Origin of the sequence: Actinoplanes sp. NPDC049548, assembly GCF_040676695.1 — a bacterium.
Classification (GTDB): Bacteria; Actinomycetota; Actinomycetes; order Mycobacteriales; family Micromonosporaceae; genus Actinoplanes.
Window position 1 is genome coordinate 144834 of sequence record NZ_JBFAPM010000010.1, and the last position, 15670, is coordinate 160503.

At 74.5% G+C, this 15670-nt stretch carries 16 protein-coding genes; 13 read left to right on the top strand and 3 right to left on the bottom strand.

Annotated elements, in window-relative coordinates; genetic code table 11:
• Window positions 1-3 precede the first annotated feature (3 nt).
• From AB0J80_RS21040 to AB0J80_RS21055, 4 genes are read left to right on the top strand one after another with little or no spacing between them, the layout of a single operon-like run.
• Window positions 4-591 (top strand): TetR family transcriptional regulator C-terminal domain-containing protein, encoded by a 588-nt coding sequence (locus AB0J80_RS21040; protein ID WP_364707269.1) that lies wholly within the window; start codon window positions 4-6, stop codon window positions 589-591.
• Between the two features lie 18 nt (window positions 592-609).
• Complete coding sequence (locus tag AB0J80_RS21045; protein ID WP_364707272.1) at window positions 610-2577, top strand: bifunctional diguanylate cyclase/phosphodiesterase; 1968 nt, start codon at window positions 610-612, stop codon at window positions 2575-2577.
• On the top strand, window positions 2574-3491 hold the full coding sequence (locus AB0J80_RS21050) for an ABC transporter substrate-binding protein (protein ID WP_364707275.1): 918 nt from the start codon (window positions 2574-2576) through the stop codon (window positions 3489-3491). Before AB0J80_RS21045 ends, AB0J80_RS21050 begins: the two co-directional genes overlap by 4 nt.
• 42 nt (window positions 3492-3533) lie before the next feature.
• Entirely contained in the window at window positions 3534-4565 is a 1032-nt protein-coding gene (locus tag AB0J80_RS21055; RefSeq protein WP_364707276.1) for a 5'-3' exonuclease H3TH domain-containing protein, read from the top strand.
• Window positions 4566-4585: 20 nt separating this feature from the next.
• Here the strand turns inward: AB0J80_RS21055 and AB0J80_RS21060 are convergent, their stop codons facing one another.
• On the bottom strand, window positions 4586-5629 hold the full coding sequence (locus tag AB0J80_RS21060) for a hypothetical protein (protein ID WP_364707278.1): 1044 nt from the start codon (window positions 5627-5629) through the stop codon (window positions 4586-4588).
• A gap of 95 nt (window positions 5630-5724) precedes the next feature.
• On the opposite strand from AB0J80_RS21060, the gene AB0J80_RS21065 reads away from it, so the two are divergent.
• From AB0J80_RS21065 to AB0J80_RS21085, 5 genes are all read left to right on the top strand, one after another.
• Window positions 5725-6150 carry a hypothetical protein gene (locus tag AB0J80_RS21065; protein ID WP_364707281.1) on the top strand — a complete coding sequence of 142 codons (426 nt, stop codon included), beginning with the start codon at window positions 5725-5727 and terminating at the stop codon, window positions 6148-6150.
• A gap of 43 nt (window positions 6151-6193) precedes the next feature.
• Entirely contained in the window at window positions 6194-7213 is a 1020-nt protein-coding gene (locus AB0J80_RS21070; protein ID WP_364707283.1) for an LLM class flavin-dependent oxidoreductase, read from the top strand.
• A 70-nt stretch (window positions 7214-7283) separates the two neighbouring features.
• Window positions 7284-8657, top strand: coding sequence for a S41 family peptidase (locus tag AB0J80_RS21075; RefSeq protein ID WP_364707286.1), 1374 nt, complete (start codon window positions 7284-7286; stop codon window positions 8655-8657).
• Window positions 8658-8735: 78 nt separating this feature from the next.
• A complete protein-coding gene (locus AB0J80_RS21080) occupies window positions 8736-9752 on the top strand; it encodes an LLM class flavin-dependent oxidoreductase (RefSeq protein WP_364707289.1) in 1017 nt (338 codons plus the stop codon).
• The gene (locus tag AB0J80_RS21085) at window positions 9752-10249 is read left to right on the top strand and encodes a GNAT family N-acetyltransferase (RefSeq protein WP_364707292.1); all 498 of its coding nucleotides are present in this window, start codon (window positions 9752-9754) and stop codon (window positions 10247-10249) included. The genes AB0J80_RS21080 and AB0J80_RS21085 overlap by 1 nt, the downstream gene beginning before the upstream one ends.
• Here the strand turns inward: AB0J80_RS21085 and AB0J80_RS21090 are convergent.
• Complete coding sequence (locus AB0J80_RS21090) at window positions 10195-11442, bottom strand: HAMP domain-containing sensor histidine kinase (RefSeq protein WP_364707295.1); 1248 nt, start codon at window positions 11440-11442, stop codon at window positions 10195-10197. The genes AB0J80_RS21085 and AB0J80_RS21090 overlap by 55 nt on opposite strands.
• Window positions 11439-12095, bottom strand: a complete 657-nt coding sequence (locus tag AB0J80_RS21095) for a response regulator transcription factor (protein WP_364707298.1) — start codon at window positions 12093-12095, stop codon at window positions 11439-11441. Before AB0J80_RS21095 ends, AB0J80_RS21090 begins: the two co-directional genes overlap by 4 nt.
• Before the next feature lie 105 nt (window positions 12096-12200).
• Between AB0J80_RS21095 and AB0J80_RS21100 the strand changes: the two genes are divergently transcribed.
• Genes AB0J80_RS21100 through AB0J80_RS21115 form a run of 4 tightly spaced genes read left to right on the top strand, consistent with a single transcriptional unit; the run spans window position 12201 to window position 15608 of the window.
• Window positions 12201-12740 carry a hypothetical protein gene (locus AB0J80_RS21100; RefSeq protein WP_364707301.1) on the top strand — a complete coding sequence of 180 codons (540 nt, stop codon included), beginning with the start codon at window positions 12201-12203 and terminating at the stop codon, window positions 12738-12740.
• Complete coding sequence (locus AB0J80_RS21105) at window positions 12737-13774, top strand: peptidoglycan-binding protein (RefSeq protein ID WP_364707303.1); 1038 nt, start codon at window positions 12737-12739, stop codon at window positions 13772-13774. Before AB0J80_RS21100 ends, AB0J80_RS21105 begins: the two co-directional genes overlap by 4 nt.
• A complete protein-coding gene (locus tag AB0J80_RS21110) occupies window positions 13771-14424 on the top strand; it encodes an ABC transporter ATP-binding protein (protein ID WP_364707304.1) in 654 nt (217 codons plus the stop codon). The genes AB0J80_RS21105 and AB0J80_RS21110 overlap by 4 nt, the downstream gene beginning before the upstream one ends.
• The gene (locus AB0J80_RS21115) at window positions 14421-15608 is read left to right on the top strand and encodes an ABC transporter permease (RefSeq protein ID WP_364707307.1); all 1188 of its coding nucleotides are present in this window, start codon (window positions 14421-14423) and stop codon (window positions 15606-15608) included. Before AB0J80_RS21110 ends, AB0J80_RS21115 begins: the two co-directional genes overlap by 4 nt.
• The last annotated feature ends 62 nt before the right edge of the window (window positions 15609-15670 follow it).

The window sequence follows — 15670 nt, forward strand, 5'->3', positions numbered from 1 at the left end:
GCCATGCCCAAGAAGGTCGACGCCCTCGAGCGGCGTACCCGCATCGCCGACGCGCTGATGCGGGTCGCCGCCGAGCAGGGGCTGGAGGCGGTGAGCCTGCGCCACGTCGCCGCCGCGGCCGGCGTCTCCGCCGGGATGGTGCAGCACTACTTCCGCACCAAGGACGAGATGATGAGGTTCGCGCTCGGCGTCGTGCGGGACCGGTCGCAGGCCCGGGTCACGGCGGCGGTCGCCCGGCTCGGTGACGCCCCGGCACCGCGGGAGCTGCTGCGTACGATCATCACCGCCGTCCTGCCGCTGGACGAGGAGAGCCGCGCCGACGGGCGGGTGGCGCTGGCGTTCCTCGCGTACACGGCGGTCCGGCCCGCGGCGGCGTCGGCGCTGCACGAGGACACGGCACAGATGACCGCCTTCTTCGCCGGGCTGCTGCCCGGGCCGGACGCCGACCGGGCGGCCGCCGGGCTGCTGGCGCTCATGGAGGGCCTGGGCGTCTACCTGCTCGGCGGGCACTACCCACCGGAGCAGGCGCTGGCCGCCCTGGACGCGCACCTCGACCTGCTCTTCGGCGGTTCTCCTTCATCGGCGCCCTGAGCCGCCGATCTGGGCAGCGTGCGGCTGCGGAGCAGAACGGGTGCGAAGGGCGGGTCGCGGCTGTTCGCGGCGTACGCCGCCGCCAGCCTCGTCCCCGTCGCCGTGCTCGGCGCCGTGCTCGTCACCGGCTACCGCGCCGACGCCATCCGGCAGGCCGAGGAGCAGGGGCGGGCGCAGGCCGTGGTCATCGAGGAGATGGCGGTGGCACCCGCGCTGGAGGACGCCGACCTGACCACCGGCCTGACCACCGCCCAGCGCGACCGGCTGCAGGCCGCCACCGACTTCTCGATCTTCCACGGCTCGGTCGTGCGGATCCGGCTGCGCAGCTTCAGCGGGCAGGTCGTCTTCTCCGACGACGGCTCGACCGCCGGCGGCATCCCCCTGTCCGACCCGGCGTTCAAGGCCGCCGCCGTCGGACACACCGACGTGGCCGTCGTCGCCGACTCCGGGCGGGCCACCGGGGAGGTCATCCGGGTGCTGCAACCCGTGGTCGCCAGCGCCTCCGGGCGGGCCGTCGGGGTGCTCGAGCTGTACCTGCCGTACGACGGCATCGCCGCACGCCTCGACCAGCAGATGCGGGTCACGTACTGGCGGCTCGCCGCCGGCCTGGTCGGGCTCTACCTGGTCCTGGCGCTGATCTCCTGGTCCACGACGCGCTCCCTGCGCCGCTACGCGGCCCGCCAGGAGCACGAGGCGCTGCACGACACGCTCACCGGCCTGCCCAACCGGGCCGGTTTCCGGCAGCGGGCGAAGGCCGCCCTGGAGCGGGCACCGCGCCGCGGCGCCATGGTGCTCGTCGACCTCAACCACTTCAAGGAGGTCAACGACACCCTCGGCCACCACGCCGGCGACGAGCTGCTCAAGGTCGTCGCCGAGCGGCTCGTGGCGGCGCTGCGACCCGGCGACACCGTCACCCGGCTGGGCGGCGACGAGTTCGGCGTCATCCTGCCCGGCGCCGGCCCGCAGGAGGCGCTCGCCCTGCTCACGGCCGCCCGCGACCGGCTCACCGAGGAGATCGTGCTCGACGGCATCCCGCTGACGATCGAGGCGAGCTTCGGCGTCGCCCTCTACCCCGAGCACGGCGCCGGCGTGGAGGAGCTGCTCAAGTCCGCCGACGCGGCCATGTACCAGGGCAAGCGCGGCACGGCCGGCATCGTGCTGTACGCCGGCGGCGGCGTCGCGCACGCCACCCAGTGGCTGGTCGTGCAGGCCGAGCTGCGGCACGCGCTGGAACGCGACGAGCTGGTCCTGCACTACCAGCCCAAGATCCGGCTGAGCGACGGCGAGATCTGCGGCGCGGAGGCACTGGTCCGCTGGCAGCACCCGGTACGCGGGCTGCTGTTCCCCGCCGACTTCCTGCCCGCCGCCGAGCAGTCGGGGCTCATCGCACCGCTGACCGACTGGGTGCTGCGCCGGGCCCTGGCCGACCAGCGGGACTGGACGACGGCCGGGCGGTCCTGGCAGGTGTCGGTCAACGTCTCCGCGCGCAACCTCGACCAGCCCGGCTTCACGGAGTTCGTCGCCGGCCTGCTCGCCGAGACGGGGACTCCGGCGGACCGGCTCATGCTGGAGGTGACCGAGACGGCGCTGGCCGGCGACACCGCCGTCGCCACCCGCACGGTGATCGACCTGGTCGGCCTCGGCATCGGCGTGGCCGTCGACGACTTCGGGGTCGGCTACACCAGCCTGTCGCAGCTGCGCACCGTACCCGTCTCGGAGATCAAGATCGACCAGGTCTTCGTGGCAGGCGTCGCGCGCAACCCCGAGAGCGAGGCGATCGTGCGATCGGTCGTCGAGCTGGCGCACGGGCTGGGCTGCTGGGTCACCGCCGAGGGCGTGGAGTCCCCCGAGGCGCGGGCCTGGCTCGAGGAAGCCGGCTGCGACGCCGCGCAGGGCCGGCTGCTGGCACCGCCGCTGACCTGGAACGAGCTGATCGAGACCACCACCGGCGACCGCCGGCTCCTGACGGGAGGCCTTGGACGATGAAGACCCTGAGGATCGCTGCGGCGGTGACCGGTGCGCTGCTCGCACTGACCGCCGCCGGGTGCGGCGGAGAAGCCGGCCGCAACGGTGCGGGCTCGGCCGGGTCCCGCGGCATCGAGGTGGACCGGGCGCTGCACGACGCGCTGCCGCAGGAGATCCGCGACAAGGGCGTGATCCGGCTGGCGACGGATCCCAGCTACGCGCCGATGGAGTCCTACGGCACCGACGGGCGCAGCATCATCGGCTTCGAGCCGGACCTGGCCGCCGCCCTCGGCGCGGTGCTCGGGGTCCGGGTCGAGATGGTCGCCGCCGACTTCGGCACCTCGCTGGACGAGGCCGCCAAGGGAACCTACGACGGGGTTCTCTCGTCGATGACCGACACCGCCGAGCGGGAGGCCAAGGCGGACTTCCTCAACTACTTCGCCGCCGGTACGTCGATCGTGGTGCAGCGGGGCAACCCGCGCGGCATCACCGACCTCAAGGACCTCTGCGGGCAGGTCGTCGCCGTCGAGAAGGGCACGGTCCAGGAGGACCTGCTCGAGCGCTCCCAGCGGGGCTGCGGCACGAAGAAGATCACCGTGGGCACGTACAAGACCAACGCCGACGCGCTGCTGCAGCTGCGCACCGGCCGGGCCGTGGCGGTCCTCAACGACTACCCGCCGGCCGCGCACCTCACCACCGACCAGCGCACCCGCGCGCACTACCAGCTCGCCTCCACCGTCCAGTACGAGCCGGGGCTGTACGGGCTGGCGGTGCCCAAGGACCGCACCGCGCTGCGGGACAGCCTGCGCGACGCGCTCGACCGGCTGATCCGCTCGGGTACGTACGCCGAGCTGCTGAACCGCTGGGGGCTGGGCGCCGGCGCGCTGAACGCGTCGTCGATCAACGCGGCCGGTGGGAACTCCACGACGGACTGACGCGGTGCGTACGGGGCGCGGGGGCATGCCTACACTCGGCGGGTGTCGCCGCCGGTCCCGCTGCTGCTCGTCCTCGACGGGAACAGCCTGCTGCACCGCGCCTACCACGCCGGCGCCGGCGACGGCTTCCTCGACGCGGACGGGCGTCCGGTGTGGGCGCTGCGGGGGCTGGTCGGGTTCATCGCACGGGCGGCGGCGTACCTGCGGCCCGACGCGCTGATCGTCGGCTTCGACTGCCCTGACGACTCCGCGCGCCGAACCGACTACGCCGGGTACAAGGCGCACCGGCCGGAGAAGCCCGCCGACCTCACCGAGCAGATCGCCGGGGCGCCGCAGCTGCTGACCGAGGCCGGGGTACGCGTCGTGTGCCCGCCGGCGTACGAGGCCGACGACGTGCTCGCCAGCTCGGCGGCCCACGCACGGCGCCACGGCTGGCGGTCGGTGCTGATGACCAGTGACCGGGACGCGTTCGCGCTCATCGACGACGCGACCTCGGTGCTGCGGGTGCGCAACGGCGGCTTCGACGAGGCGGTGCTGGTCGACGCGGCCGGGCTGCCCGAGCTGTGCGGCGTGGAGGCCTGGCAGTACAGGGACTTCGCGGCCCTGCGCGGCGACCCCTCGGACAACCTGCCGGGCGTGCGGGGCTTCGGCTCCGCCACCGCCGCCAAGCTGCTCGCCGCGTTCGGCACGGTCGACGGCGCGTGGGCCGCGCTCGACACCGGGGCGGCTCACCTGGTGCGGGAGGCCGTCGGCGACAAGGCCGCCGAGCAGCTTGCGGCGCCCGGCGTACGGGAGGTGGTCGACCGCAACCGGCGGCTCATGCGGATGCGCAGCGACCTCGACCTGCCCGACCTGGACAGCACCCGGCTGCCGCTCAGCCTCGCCGACTTCCGGCGGGCGCTGCGGGCGCGCGGCATCAACCTGGGTCCGTCGCTGTGGGCGCTCACCGGCGGGGTGCCGCCGCAGCGCGAGCCGCGCGACGAGGACCCGATCCCCGAGCTGCGGCCGTGGGTGATCCGCCGCGGCATGAGCGGGCGCCGCGATCCCACGCCGGGCCAGCTCAGCCTCTTCTGATGCCTGGCAGTGACGCCCGGTCACACCGTGCGGAGATCCAGGCTGTGCCGGACGAAGGTCTCCTGGTTGCCGGTGGACCACCAGAGCACACCGTTGCGGTACGCCACGCTGCCGGCGTCCGGGCTGATCTCCACGGTGCGGCGGGTCGCCGTCTCGTACGCGAGCAGCTGCGCGTTGCCCGTCAGCTCCGAGGCCGCACTCACCCGGACGAACACCTCGAACCGGTCGAGCGGCGCGACGTCCACGAGCTCGGTCGTCGCCGTGTCGCCGGCGATCTCGCGGCGCTCGCTGCCGTCCGGGCGCATCAGGTCGATGCGGCTGCCACCGTCGTCGTCCAGCGACACCGTCCGGCACCACGCCGGGCTGCAGTCGGTGGCGCCCTTGCGCGGGCGGGCGATCGCCACGTCGCCGCCGGTCGCCAGGTTGTGCAGGGTACGGGCGCCGCGGGTGTCGGCGACCCCGTCGACCATCCACGGCCAGGCGAGCAGGCGCCAGGTGCCGGGCACGGCGCGTACCCCGACCGGGCCGCCACCGACAGCGACCGACCGCACCTCGGTGACCCCGGCCGGGCCGGAGGCGACCCAGTGCAGGGCGCCGTCGGCGACCACCAGATCGTGCTCCGAGCGGTAGAAACGCGCCTGGCCGGTGTCGGCGGTGATCCGGTGCGCGGCCCCGCTCCCGCGCAGGCTCCCGGCCCACACTTCCAGGCCGGAGTCCGTGCGCTCGAACCAGATCAGCTGGTCACCGGCGACGGTCAGGCTCTGGAACGACGGGTTCCGCGACGACGGCAGCGCCCGCAGCTGCCGCACCGAGCCGTCCGCGGCGCGCACGACCAGCCGCGCGAGCTTGCCGTCCCGGCTGGGCGCGGTGCCGGCCGAGGTGCTCGCGTCGGCGAACACCCCCGGCTCGTACGCGGTGCCGTCCGGCAGAGCCGCCGGGATCGTGGCCCGCTGCGCGGCGGGCCAGGCCACGGCGGCGGGCGACGGGCCGGTCCGCCGCCCCTGCGCCGCCGGTGGCACCGCCAGCAGCAGGCCGCCGGCGGCCAGCGCGGCGACGAGACCCACGCGCGGCCGGATGCGGCGGACTTGCAACAACTCCTACCTCCAGGCGCGGGTCTGACGATGGTACTGCGCAACACCCTGTGGGTACCCTGCATTGCGTGGGCGGTGCGAACACGCCGGGTGACGCGCGGACAGACAGGGCGACGGATTTGGACGAGCGGGAACGCCGGATCCGCGAGCGTGAACAGGCTGCCGACCTGCGCGACGAGCGCGCCGACGCCCGCGAGCGCAGGGCCGACCGCCGTGAGATGGAGGCCGACGCCCGGGAGGCGGCCGCCAACGAGCGGGAGCGCCTGCTCGACGCCGAGGCCGGCAGGCAGGGCGGCGGGACCGCCGACCCCATCGAGCGTTTCCGCGGCGCCATCGAGCGCACGTCGGCGAAGACCGAACGCAGCAACGAGTTCCTGCTGCGCTCGCGCGAGGCCGTCCAGCGCGGCGTCGACCGCATCGACCGGCTCCGCCGCGACGGCACGCACCCGGCCCCGCCGGCGGACCTGGACCGGGACGACCGGACCGGCGAGTAGACCGCGCGGGAATCCGGCGGATGGTGGACTCGTTGGGTCCGGCGTGAGGAAGAAGATCGGGTTCCTGTCCTTCGGGCACTGGCGCAACGCCGCCGGATCCCGGACCCGCACCGCCGCGGACGCGCTGCTGCAGACCATCGAGCTGGCCCAGGCCGCCGAGGAGCTCGGCGTCGACGGCGCGTTCGTCCGCGTCCACCACTTCGAACGGCAGCTGGCGTCACCGTTCCCGCTGCTGTCGGCGATCGCCGCGCGCACGTCCCGGATCGAGATCGGCACGGGCGTCATCGACATGCGCTACGAGAACCCGCTCTACATGGCGGAGGAGGCGGCCGCCGCCGACCTCATCAGCGGCGGGCGGCTGCAGCTGGGCGTGAGCCGCGGATCACCGGAGACCGTTCTGCGCGGGGCCGAGGCCTTCGGGTACGTGCCGGCCGAGGGCGAGAACGCCGCCGACGCGGCACGGCGCAAGACCGAGGTGTTCCTCGCCGCGATCTCCGGGGCGGCGGTGGCGCGTACCGATCCGGCCCGCACCGGCATCAGCGGCGGCCTGGCGATCCAGCCGCAGTCGCCGGGCCTGCGCGAGCGGATCTGGTGGGGCGCGGGCACCCGCGCGACCGCGCAGTGGGCGGCCGGGCTCGGCGTCAACCTGCAAAGCTCGACCCTGCTGTCGGAGGACACCGGCGTGCCGTTCGACCGGCTGCAGGCCGAGCAGATCGAGCTGTTCCGCCAGGCCTGGAAGGACCACGGCCACACGCGGGCGCCGCGCGTCTCGGTGTCCCGCAGCGTCCTGCCGATCACCGAGGACATCGACCGGCTGTACTTCGGCGACCAGGCACAGGAGGACCAGGTCGGGCTGCTCGAGGGGGTCCGGTCACGCTTCGGGCGTACGTACGCCGGCGAGCCCGACCGCATCGCCGCGGAGCTGGCCGCCGACGAGGCGGTACGCGCGGCCGACACGATCCTGTTCACGGTGCCGAACCAGCTCGGGGTGGAGTACAACGCGCGGATCCTGCGGACCATCGCCGAGCACATCGCCCCGGCGATCGGATGGAGCGCGGGGTAGGGCCCGCACTACCCCGAAACGGGGTACTGGCCCGACTGACTCGGCCGGTCGTGCTCACGAGACTCGGTTCATGCAGAACACATCGCGAAAGCGAAGGTACGCAAGCGCCGCCCTCATCGGCGCCCTGCTCCTGACCGGCACCGCGGCCTCCCCCGCACACGCCGCCGCCCGGGGCGACGGGCTGTGGCAGGTGGACGGCTACGGCATGGCGGTCTCGGTGGAGGACGGCCGGCTGGAGGCGTACGAGACGACCCGGATCAGTTGCCGCCCCTGGTTCACCGCGACGGGTACCGGCGGCGGGCACTTCACCGGCGAGGGCGTCCCGGACTTCACCCTGCGGCCGGCCGGGCACGGTCGCGCCCGCCTCGCCGTGCAAGGCTCCACCGGAGTCCGCGACCTGCTCCCGATCGCGCGGCTGCCCGAGACGTGCGACCGTCCGACCCCGGCGGACCCCGTCAGCACGTTCGACATCTTCTGGCAGACGTTCGCCGAGAACTACCCCTTCTTCCGGCAGCACGGCGTCGACTGGGACGCGATGCGCGCCTCGCACCGGCCGCTGGTACGCCCCGACTCCACCGACGACGAGCTCTTCACGGTCCTCCGGTCGATGATCGAACCGCTCCACGACGCGCACACCGGGCTGGTGGCCGACGGCACCCACCGCTACTTCGGCGTCCGCGAAGGCACACCCGCCCGCGCGACCGTTGAGGAGCGCGCACTGGAGATCACCGATGCGCAGCTCCCCGGGTCCAGGCAGACCTGGGCGAGGGGCGGGATCACGTACGCCGACCTGCCGGGGCGCATCGGCTATCTGCGGATCACCAAGTTCGCCGGCTACACCGAGGACGGCGACGTCGCAGACGACAGCGCGGCGCTGGACGAGGCGCTGGACGCCATCGTGACGGCCGGGCGCACCAGGGGCCCGCACGCGCTGCGGGGGCTGATCCTCGACCTCCGCCTGAACCGGGGCGGCTCCGACGCGCTCGGCATCCGGATCGCGGAGCGGCTGACCGGCCGGCCGTACCTCGCCTACCGCAAGCGGGCTCGCAACGACCCGGACGACCCGGGCAGCCGCACCCGTCCGGTTCCCGTACCGGTGCGGCCGCGGCCCGGTCCCCGCTACACCGGCCCGGTCGCCGTGCTGACCGGCAGCCTCACCGTCAGCGCCGGGGAGACGTTCACCCAGGCCCTGCTGGGCCGCCGGCCGGCCCCGGTCCGCATCGGGCAGCCCACCCAGGGCGTCTTCTCCGACATCATGCCGCGGACGCTGCCGAACGGATGGGAGTTCGCGCTGCCCAACGAGGAGTACTTCACCGCGGCGGGGCGGACGTTCGACGTGACCGGCATCCCGCCCACGATCGCCTGTCCGGTGTTCACCCCGGCCGAGCTCGGCAGCGGCACCGACTCGGCCCTCCGGAAGGCCCGCGACCTGCTGACCGGCTGACTCGGGTGCGGCGCTGCGGCGGCGCTCGGCCTGCTGGGTGCCACCGCAGCGCTCGCTTGATCGGGCAGAATGAACGGCGTGCCGCAACCTGCCCAACCCTTGCGCAAACTCGGCTTCCTGACCATCGGCCTGTTCGACCGCGCCGACCCGCGGTCCGGGCACGAGGCCACGCTGGAGATCATCCGGCTCGGCGAGGAGCTCGGGTTCGACAGCGCCTGGGTGCGGCACCGCCACCTGCAGTACGGCATCTCCTCCCCCGTCGCCGTGCTCGCCGCCGCGTCCCAGCGCACCAGCCGCATCGAGCTCGGCACCGCCGTCATCCCGCTCGGCTGGGAGAACCCGCTGCGCCTCGCCGAGGACCTCGCCACGGTCGACCTGCTCAGCGGCGGGCGGCTCAACCCCGGCGTCAGCGTCGGGCCGCCGATGCACTACGACACCGTCAAAGAGGCGCTCTACCCGGACACCGGCGACGCCGAGGACTTCAGCTACCGGCGGGTGGAACGGCTGCTCGGCTTCGTCGCCGGCGAGCCGGCCCGGGACTTCAGCGGCACCGAGGGCTTCGAGGTGTTCTCCAAGCGGGTCGAGCCGCACGCACCCGGGCTCCGCGAACGGATGTGGTACGGCGGGGCGAGCCTGCGGTCGGCGCAGTGGGCTGGCGAGCACGGCATGAACTTCCTGACCAGCAGCGTGGTCAAGGCCGAGGAGTCCGAGGACTTCGCCGCCGTCCAGCTCTCGCACGTACGCGCGTTCCGCGCCCACCACCCCGACGGGCAGCGGGCACGGGTCTCGCAGGGCCTCGTGGTCATCCCCACCGACAGCGCCACGGCGGACCAGCGGGCGCGGTACGAGGCGTACGCGGAGCAGCGCACGCCGCGTACCCGCAGCCCGCAGGGCCCCGCCCGGATGATGTTCGCGCCCGACCTGGTCGGCACCGCCGAACAGATCGCGGAACGGCTGTACGCGCACGCCGCGTTCCGCGAGATCGACGAGGTGGCGTTCGCGCTGCCGTTCAGCTTCGAGCACGCCGACTACGTGCAGATCCTCACCGACCTGGCGACCCGGCTCGGGCCCGCGCTCGGCTGGCGCCCCCGCTGATGGAACCCGAGCAGATCACCGTGCGCCCGGCCGTCCCGGCCGACGGGGAGTCCCTCGTCCGGCTGCGGATCGCGAACGCCGAGGCACACATCGCCCTCGATCCGCAGGCGTACCGGGTGCCGGCGCGCGAAGCGGTCCTGCGCCACTTCACGGCCGTGCTGACGGGTCCGGCCGAGCACCATGTCGTGCTCGTCGCCGACCTCGGCGGGCGGACGGTCGGGATGGTGGAAGTCGTGCGCAGCCCCGATCCGCCGGACCACCAGATCCTGCGTCCGGAGCCCTCAGCGCAGATCCACACGGTCGTCGCGGACGAGGTGCGAGGCCGGGGTGTCGGCGCGGCTCTGCTCGGGGCGGCTGAGACGTGGGCGGTGGCGCACGGGATCACCTACCTCTCCGCCGGCATTCATCACCGGAACGCCGGTGCCGTGCGGTTCTACGAGCGTCACGGGTTCGCGGGTTCCGGCATCTCCCTGGGCCGTGCCCCGACCGCGTCCTGATCCCGGCCCGGCGGCAGGGTGACGGTCACCGTCAGACCCCCGCTCGGGCCGGGCTCGGCGGTCACGTCACCGTCGTGCGCCCGGCACACCGACCGTACGATCGACAGCCCGAGCCCCGTGCCGTGCGCGGACCCGACCCGGTCGGCGAGCCGCTGGAACGGTTCGAACAGCCGCGGCACCTCGGAGGCGGCGATCACCGGCCCGGTGTTGGTGACGGTGAGGCCGCCCGGTCCGCAGGAGACCTCGACCCGGCCGGGGCGGACGTTGTAGGCGACGGCGTTCTGCACGAGGTTGTGCACGAGGCGCTCGAGCAGGACCGGGTCACCGCGTACCGGTGCGGGCCGGGTGACCGCGGTCAGCTCGACCCCGGCGGCCTCGGCGGCGGGCCGCGCGGCCCGCACCACCGCGGCGGTGATCCCGGCCAGGTCGACCGGGACCGGGTCCTGCACCTCCTGGTCGGAGCGGGCCAGCAGGAGCAGGCCGTCGATGAGCTTCTCGTGCCGGGCGTTGACCGCCAGCAGGGTCTCGCCGAGCTGCCGGATCTCCGGTGACGCGTGTGGGCGGCTGAGCGCCACCTCGACGAGCGTGCGGTTGATCGCCAGGGGTGTGCGCAGCTCGTGCGAGGCGTTCGCGGCGAAGCGGCGCTGGGAGGCGAAGGCGGCGTCGAGGCGGGCGAGCATGTCGTCGAACGTGTCGGCCAGCCGGCGCAGCTCGTCGTGGGGGCCGGTCAGGCCGATGCGCTCGTGCAGGGTGCGGTCGGCGACCCGGCGGGCCGTCGCGGTGATCTGCTGCAGTGGCCGCAGCGTCCGGCGCGCGGCGAGCCAGCTCAGCCACACGCCCACGACGGCCACGCAGGCCAGCGCGATGCCGCCGCGCTGCAACAGCGAGGTCAGGGTGCGCGAGCGGAACTCCTCCTGCAGGCTCTCGGCGAGCTCGAACCGGCGCTGCGCCTCGGCCTGCTGAGCCGGCGTCAGGCCCGTGGCCCGGGCGGTGCCCGACACCGGGGCCGCCTGCAGGTCGACGTCCGCGGGCATGGCCGGGACGGCGAGCACCAGCGTCCGGTCCACGGCCTGGTCGTGCAGGGCCTGCGCGAGCAGGAGGTAGGTGATGGCCAGCAGGGCCGCGCCGGCGAGCAGGAAGAGCGTGCCGTACAGGGCGGTCAGCTTGGCGCGTACGGTCCATCGGTGCGTCACGGGATCTGGTACCCCACTCCGGTGACGGTGGCGATGACCGCGGGTGGCCCGAGCTTGCGGCGCAGCGTCATGACGGTGGTACGGATGACGTTGGTGAACGGGTCGGTGTGCTCGTCCCAGGCCCGTTCCAGCAGCTCCTCGGTGCTGACCACGGCGCCGTCCGCGCGCAGCAGCTCCTCGAGCACGGCGAACTCCTTGCGGGACACCGCCACGTACTGCCCGTCGCGGAAGACCTCCCGCCGGGTCGTGTCGAGGCGGATGCCCGCCCGTTCCAGCACCGGCGGCGCCGCGGGGCGCGAGCGGCGGCCCAGGGCCCGTACCCGCGCGACGAGCTCGGCGAAGGCGAACGGCTTCGGCAGGTAGTCGTCGGCGCCGAGGGCGAGCCCGCGCACGCGGTCGTCGAGCTCTCCGGCGGCGGTGAGCATGAGCACCCGTACCGTGCCGCCGGCGGCGACGACGGCCCGGCACACGTCGTCGCCGTGCACCACCGGCAGGTCCCGGTCGAGCACCAGCACGTCGTAGTCGTTGACCGCCAGCCGCTGCAGGGCGGCGTCGCCGTCGTGGACAGTGTCCACCGCCAGCGACTGCAGCCGCAGCCCTTCCGCTATAGCGTCCGCCATCACGACCTCGTCCTCCGCGATCAGTACCCGCACGCGAGACATGGTGCCGGTGCTTCCCATAAAAATCCTGTGAGCGCCGGCGCTGACACCGGGCTTATGGCCCCTGCGGTCTGCTTCCGCCGACCGAAAGGAGCCGTGATGACCCACGGACACAGGATCGTGCTGGCCCTGCTCGCGGCGCTCGCCCTGGGCGGCTGCGGCGGAGGCGGCGACGAGCCGCAGGTGGCTTCGGCGGGCGGCGGGCGGCCCAGCTCGGCGCCGGCGGCGGACGAGGCCGGCCTGCGGCGGCAGTTCGCGCAGTGCATGCGCGCCGCGGGCGTCGACGTGCCCGACCCCGGAGCCGACGGGATGATCGCCGTGCCCGCGCAGAAGGCCGGCGAGGGGGAGACCCCGCAGAGCCGCAAGATGCAGGCGGCCATGGAGAAGTGTCACAAGCTGCTGCCGAACGGTGGCGAGCCGCCGAAGGTGACGCCGGAGGACCTGGCGAAGCTGCGGGACATGGCGAAGTGCATGCGCGCCAACGGCGTGCCGGACTTCCCGGATCCCGATCCGGCCACCGGGGGGCTGCAGCTCGAGCGGGGCACAGATGGCGACGGTGCGGCCTTGCGCAAAGCGATGGAGAAGTGTCGCGGTCTCGGCCCGGACAGCGTCGGCGCCGTCACGAAGGTGACGGGATGACGCGGCGGACCCGCACGGTCGTCGTGGCCGCCGCCGCCGCGGTCGTCCTGGCCGGGGGCGGTGCGGCGGCCCTCGGCCTGGACGACCGGTCCGGCTCGGCGCCGGCCCCGGACCGCCCGCCGGCCACCACCCAGGTACGCCGGGAGACGCTCGCCCGGTCGGTGGAGATCGACGGTGAGCTGGGGTACGGCGACCCGGTGCCGTTCACCTCGAAGGCGACCGGCACGCTCACGTGGCTGCCTCCGGCCGGCCGGGTCGTCAAGCGCGGCGGGACGATGCTGCGCGCCGACAACCGGCCCGTCGTGCTGCTCTACGGCATCCTGCCGCTCTACCGGTCGCTGTCTGCGGGCTCGGAGGGCCCCGACGTCGCCCAGTTCGAACGCAACCTGCGCAGCCTCGGCTACGACGAGTTCACCGCCGACGACGAGTACACCGGCCGCACGGCGGAGGCGGTCCGGCGCTGGCAGAAGAAGCTCGGCCTGCCCGAGACCGGCGTGGTCGACTCCACGTGGGCCACCGTCGCCAACGGCCCGGTCCGCATCGCGGAGCTGCGCTCCCGCCCCGGCGCGGCGGCCTCCGGCGATGTGCTCACGTACACCGGGGCGGCGACCGTCGTCACCGCCGACGTGGACGCCGACGCGGCCGGCTGGGCGGCGAGCGGCGTCAAGGTCCGCGTGACACTTCCCGACGGTAAGAAGGTCTCCGGCCGCGTCACGTACGTCGGCACGCGGGCGGAACCGAAGGACGACGGAGGCGACCCGACCGTGCCGGTGACGATCTCCCTGGACGGCTCCCCCGGCCGGCTGCGGGAGGGGCCCGTCGAGGTGACGTACCGGGGTGAGGAGCGTAAGAACGTCCTCACCGTCCCGGTCGCCGCGCTGCTGGCGCTCGCCGAGGGCGGCTACGGCCTCGAGGTCGTCGATGCCGACGGCACCCGCTACCTGCCCGTGGAGGTGGGCATGTTCGCGGACGGCCGGGTCGAGGTCCGGGCGTCCGGCCTGCGCGAGGGCCTGACCGTGGGGATCCCGGCATGATCGGGATGACCGCGGTACGCAAGGAGTACCCGGGGGTCACGGCCCTCGCCGATGTGACGCTGACGATCGGTAGGGGCGAGTTCGTGGCCGTGTCCGGGCCGTCGGGCTCGGGCAAGTCGACGATGCTGCACCTGCTGGGCGCCCTGGACCGGCCGTCGGCGGGCACCGTACGCATCGCCGGGCACGACGTCGCCTCGCTCGCCGACCGCAACCTGGCCGCGTTGCGCGCCCGCACGATCGGCTTCGTCTTCCAGCAGTTCCACCTGGCGCCCGGCGTGACGGCGCTGCACAACGTCGCCGACGGGCTGCTCTACAGCGGCGTCCGCCGGCGGGAGCGGTTGCGCCGCGCCGGCCTGGCCCTGGAACGGGTGGGGCTCGGACGCCGGGCGCACCACCGGCCGCACGAGCTGTCCGGCGGCGAGCGGCAGCGGGTGGCCATCGCCCGTGCCGTCGTCGGGGAGCCGCAGGTGCTGCTGGCCGACGAGCCGACCGGCAACCTGGACTCGGCCGCGGGTGCCGGGGTCATGGCGCTCCTGCACGACCTGCACGCCGCCGGCACCACGCTGGTGGTGATCACGCACGACCGGGACATCGCGGCCTCGCTCCCCCGCGTGGTCCGGCTGCGCGACGGCCGGCTGGTGGAGTCGTGAGCGCGCCCCGCCCGGCCCGCCTCGCCACCGCGGACGTCGTCCGGCTGGGCGCCGCCGGGCTGCGGGCCCGCCCGCTGCGCATGGTGCTGTCCGCCGCCGGCATCGCCATCGGGATCGCGGCCATGCTGGCGGTGGTCGGCATCTCCGCCTCCAGCCGCGCCGGGCTGGACCGGACCCTGGCCGCCCTGGGCACCAACCTGCTCACCGCGGCGCCGGGCTCGACGCTCGGCGGCGAGGACGCCCACCTGCCGCCGGAGTCGCTCGCCATGGTCGGCCGCATCGGCCCGGTCGACTCCGTGAGCGCCACCGGGCTGCTCGACGCGAAGGTCTACCGCAACGAGCACATCCCGGTGGCGGAGAACGGCAGCATCGCCGTGCTCGCCGCCCGCGCGGACCTGGCCGCGACGCTGCGCGCGGGGATCGCCCGCGGGCGGTGGCTGACCGGCACGGCGCCGGACGCCCCGGCCGTCGTGCTGGGGGCGACCGCCGCCGAGCGGCTCGGCATCCGGGCGCCCGGACCGCGGGTGTGGCTGGGCGGCCGGTGGTTCGCGGTCGTCGGGATCCTGGCCCCCGTGCCGCTGGCCCGGGAGCTGGACGCCGCGGCCCTCGTGGACTGGTCGGCGGCCCAGCGGCTGCTCGGCTTCGACGGCTCGCCGACGACCGTGTACACCCGGTCGCGGGAGGCGGCGGTGGAGCAGGTTCGCGCGGTCCTGGCCGCCACGGTGAACCCCGCGGCGCCGAACGAGGTCAAGGTCTCCCGGCCCTCGGACGCCCTCGCCGCCACCCGGGCCACGGATGCCGCGCTGCAGGGGCTGATGCTGGGCCTCGGTGCGGTGGCACTGCTGGTCGGCGGCGTCGGCGTGGCCAACACCATGCTCATCTCGGTGCTGGAGCGGCGCGCGGAGGTCGGCTTGCGCCGGGCTCTGGGCGCGACCCGCGGACAGATCTGGCGGCAGTTCCTCATGGAGTCGCTGCTGTTGTCCGCGCTGGGCGGTGCGGCCGGCGCCGCGGCCGGCGCGGTGATCACGGCGGCGTGGGCGTGGTGGCGGTCATGGCCGGTGGCCGTACCGCTGTGGGCGCTCGCCGGCGGGCTGGCGGCCACGCTCACGGTGGGTGCCGCCGCGGGGCTCTACCCGGCCGTCCGGGCGGCCCGGCTGACCCCCACGGAGGCCCTCACGACCTGACCGGGCCTTCGCCGCGTTTCGGCCACTTCGGGCGATGAGTACGGATAGCGTAGATCTGCCAG

Bases quoted from the DNA above. Each gene is read 5' to 3' on its own strand.
- AB0J80_RS21040 (WP_364707269.1), top strand. From the start codon at position 4: ATGCCCAAGAAGGTCGACGCCCTCGAGCGGCGTACCCGCATCGCCGAC.
- AB0J80_RS21050 (WP_364707275.1), top strand. From the start codon at position 2,574: ATGAAGACCCTGAGGATCGCTGCGGCGGTGACCGGTGCGCTGCTCGCA.
- AB0J80_RS21075 (WP_364707286.1), top strand. From the start codon at position 7,284: ATGCAGAACACATCGCGAAAGCGAAGGTACGCAAGCGCCGCCCTCATC.
- AB0J80_RS21085 (WP_364707292.1), top strand. From the start codon at position 9,752: ATGGAACCCGAGCAGATCACCGTGCGCCCGGCCGTCCCGGCCGACGGG.
- AB0J80_RS21100 (WP_364707301.1), top strand. From the start codon at position 12,201: ATGACCCACGGACACAGGATCGTGCTGGCCCTGCTCGCGGCGCTCGCC.
- AB0J80_RS21105 (WP_364707303.1), top strand. From the start codon at position 12,737: ATGACGCGGCGGACCCGCACGGTCGTCGTGGCCGCCGCCGCCGCGGTC.
- AB0J80_RS21110 (WP_364707304.1), top strand. From the start codon at position 13,771: ATGATCGGGATGACCGCGGTACGCAAGGAGTACCCGGGGGTCACGGCC.